Consider the following 3380-nt stretch of genomic DNA (forward strand, 5'->3'; position numbering starts at 1 on the left):
CGCATGGGTTTAATGAAGAACTATTAAAACATATTTCACCACTAGGATGGGAACATATCAACTTTTTAGGTGAATACCGATTTAATATGAAAGAAACTACAACGTTAGAATCTCTTCGTCCTTTACAACAAGCCTAAAAATAAGAGCCGGATTTTTCTTAGAGTAGAAAATCCGGCTCATTTCATGTCGAAATTTGCTTAAAGTATATTTTCGTTAAGACAATATTTGGCTTTATTTATAATCTAGCAATAGGAAATTAGTACTTTATGTTTTTAGCCATGATTAATGGGCATGTGGGACGACCTCTAACCTTACCAATTTTTATCCTATTGAGATTTCATAGTCGTAATATTCAATTATATCCGAAAAATCTATCTCTTTCCTTTGATATCCAATTATTAGTATCCTCTTTACCTCTTTTAACTAGGCGATTAACTAGGATATCATGCCAAATATAATTTTCCAAAAGATAGATATGAACAGGATCATCTGTGTAAAATGCTGTTTCTCTTTCTTCGATAGAAGGGCCATATATCATTTCCCGACCATCAATGGATAAGATAAACCATTTGTTCTCTCCAATATTGTCTACATAACTTGTCTTACGATGAATATCTAGACCCGATAATGGATTTTCAACCTGAAAGACAATACCTTTGAGTTTACAATTCGTTGCTTTATCTTTCAGTTCTTGTTCCAGTCTCCCATACATCTTATCCCATAAAGAGACGACGACTTTTTTTTCAGCCCTTTGCAATAAAGTACGACAAAAGGCTAGGATATGTCTGTCTCCTTTAAGGGTCATAACACGGTTGTCAGACATAGGTTCCGTTTTTTCGAAATGTTTTAATGTATCACTTATAGATTGATAGGTATGGTTCCATTTTGATTGAACGGATTCTAAGAATACATCGACAGGTAGAGGGGAATATTGAACGGAATCATTAATTTCCTCTTTTATCACAATCCCCTCTTCCTCAAGCCCATTTAATATTTCGTATATACGGGCCCTGGGAATTCCTGATTCTTTACTTACTTGGTAGGCACTCGTTGGTCCTTGGCGGACCAATGAAACATAAGCCTTTGCTTCATATTGACTAAAACCTAAAGATTGAATTTTTTGAATAATATCTTGCATAGTATCCTCCAACACAATTAGTATATGTACATACCTATCATATCAAATCTCTATTTAAAATTGATTCCGTTTCAAAATTTAAGCAATTGTAAATAATGAATTTTCTATTTACAGGAAAATATTTTTTAGTTACTATTTAAATAGTGACTAAAATTAATTCAACATTAGGAGGAAAAAAAGTGATCTCTACCCTAGAAATGCCTGAAATTAAAAATTCGCACATTTACGTTCTAACGGATAAGGAAAAAGAGGACTTAAACCAACTAATCCATTCCATCAAACTTGATTTAAATCAACTCGATCATTACACGTTGAACCAGTTGGAAAGAGAATCCTACAAGCTCCCCGAAAAAGTAGTTGATCATCTCATCAGTTTTAAAAGGCAAAAAAACCGATATGGGACCATTCTATTTAGGAACCTTCCGACTGACGAAGAATTACCAAATACTCCAGATGACGGTAAAGCTCCTAAAAACAAAAAAGAGAATGTAAGTGAACTATTATTGTATTTATTCATGTTACATTTGGGCGAACCTATTGGTTATGCGGATGAAAAAAATGGACAAATTATTCATGATATTTGCCCAATTAAGGGGAAAGAAACTAATTTAGAAAATAGTGGGTCTCAAGTGTTTTTTACCTATCATACGGAAGATGCCATTCACCCACATAAACCTGACTACCTATCCTTAGTATGCTTACGATCAGATCATGAACAAAAGGCAAAAACAGAAACCGCTTCTATAGTTCAAGCTCTTGAACTATTACCAGGATACGCGATTGACTTATTGAGAAAACCTTTGTATCGGTTAAGTCCGCCTTCGTCATTTAATTCGCCCGAGCTATCCACTCAAACATCCGTATTATCCGGTAATATTATTCAGCCAAACTTATGTATCCATGGCTCTTTAATGCAAGGGGTGAATGCAGAAGCACAATGGGCATTAGAAGAACTAAAGAAAGCATTAGCTGAGGTTTCTTCTGGAGTGGTTCTAACACCAGGTGATCTTATTATTATAGATAATCATTTAGCAGCACATGCTCGAACAGCTTTTACACCAAAATATGATGGCAAAGATCGATGGTTACAGAGAATGTTTGTAGTTGTTGACTTTAATAAGTCTAGCGCAAGCCGTTCTATCAAGAGCCATGTTTGTATGCCTTTAAAAATAGAACTGGAGTTACAAAAATAACGAACAGAGCGATCAAACTCCCTTCTCAATAGTGAGTAGATCGCTTGTATTCTTATTTTATAAGGAGGTTTCTTGGATGGAAGATATTAATGTCTATACACTTCTGTTGTTGGTATGTTTCGGATTTTTAGCATCTTTTATTGATTCTGTAGTGGGGGGAGGGGGTCTAATCTCTATACCCGCTTTATTATTTTCAGGTCTCCCACCTTCAGCAGCCATTGCTACGAATAAGTTGGCCAGTTCAATGGGCTCCTTGACAAGTACAATTGCCTTTATCAGATCAGGAAAGGTTGATTTTCACTTAGTAGCTAAATTGTTTCCCCTTGTTTTTACAGGCTCCTTATTAGGTGCCTGGGTTGTCAATTTTGTCTCATCTGAATTATTAAAACCATTAGTATTAGTTCTCCTAATAGCCGTAGCTATATATACGATTCTAAAGAAAACTTGGGGACATGAATCGACTTATCGAAAGCTTACCTGGAAAAAAGCATTGCTGTTTTCCTTTGTCATATTTGCTATTGGTTTTTATGATGGTTTTTTAGGTGCTGGAACAGGTTCATTTATTTTATTTGCCTTTTTGATTATTGGCTTCGATTTTTTACAATCGGCAGGAAATGCAAAATTTCTAAACTTTGGGAGTAATATCGCGGCACTTATCATGTTCATTTCTCTTGATATGGTTAATTTCTCATATGGTATACCGATGGGGATTTCTATGATATTAGGAGCCTTAGTTGGCTCTAATTTTGCTATTAAAAAAGGAGTAACCTATGTAAGAGTGTTATTCATCTTTGTTACTGTTATCTTAATTGGAAAAAATATCGTTGATTATATTAGAATTATGTAATGGCTTAAAAAAGGGGAGTTAAATGAGGATTTATTACCTCACGTATCACCTCTGGCCTGGTAACATATAAATTTCCTCTGTGAGTATAATAGTAACACTAGCTTGCAGTCCATATCGTCACTGAACGTAACTAAAGCCGAATTTCCTTTAGCGTAGGGGTGAACTGTACCCCAATTGTTAGACACAGTCTAACAATTGGAGG

General features: G+C 35.1%; 4 protein-coding genes. 3 read left to right on the forward strand and 1 reads right to left on the reverse strand.

Annotation, left to right across the window (positions count from 1 at the left end; all coding sequences use genetic code 11):
• Window positions 1–137: Tn3 family transposase (locus LOK41_RS29410; RefSeq protein ID WP_481748845.1), on the forward strand; the 137-nt coding region annotated here is incomplete at its 5' end.
• Window positions 138–352: 215 nt separating this feature from the next.
• Here the strand turns inward: LOK41_RS29410 and LOK41_RS27635 are convergent.
• Window positions 353–1138 carry a TrmB family transcriptional regulator gene (locus LOK41_RS27635; protein WP_241819301.1) on the reverse strand — a complete coding sequence of 262 codons (786 nt, stop codon included), beginning with the start codon at window positions 1136–1138 and terminating at the stop codon, window positions 353–355.
• A 143-nt stretch (window positions 1139–1281) separates the two neighbouring features.
• On the opposite strand from LOK41_RS27635, the gene LOK41_RS27640 reads away from it, so the two are divergent.
• On the forward strand, window positions 1282–2331 hold the full coding sequence (locus tag LOK41_RS27640; RefSeq protein WP_241819302.1) for a TauD/TfdA family dioxygenase: 1050 nt from the start codon (window positions 1282–1284) through the stop codon (window positions 2329–2331).
• Between the two features lie 76 nt (window positions 2332–2407).
• Window positions 2408–3178 (forward strand): TSUP family transporter, encoded by a 771-nt coding sequence (locus tag LOK41_RS27645; RefSeq protein WP_241819303.1) that lies wholly within the window; start codon window positions 2408–2410, stop codon window positions 3176–3178.
• The last annotated feature ends 202 nt before the right edge of the window (window positions 3179–3380 follow it).

The sequence above is a fragment of the Bacillus sp. TL12 genome (assembly GCF_022625245.1).
Lineage (GTDB): Bacteria > Bacillota > Bacilli > Bacillales > Bacillaceae_G > Bacillus_A.

Coding starts and splice junctions, on each gene's coding strand:
- LOK41_RS27635 (WP_241819301.1), bottom strand. CDS start 1,138: ATGCAAGATATTATTCAAAAAATTCAATCTTTAGGTTTTAGTCAATAT.
- LOK41_RS27645 (WP_241819303.1), top strand. CDS start 2,408: ATGGAAGATATTAATGTCTATACACTTCTGTTGTTGGTATGTTTCGGA.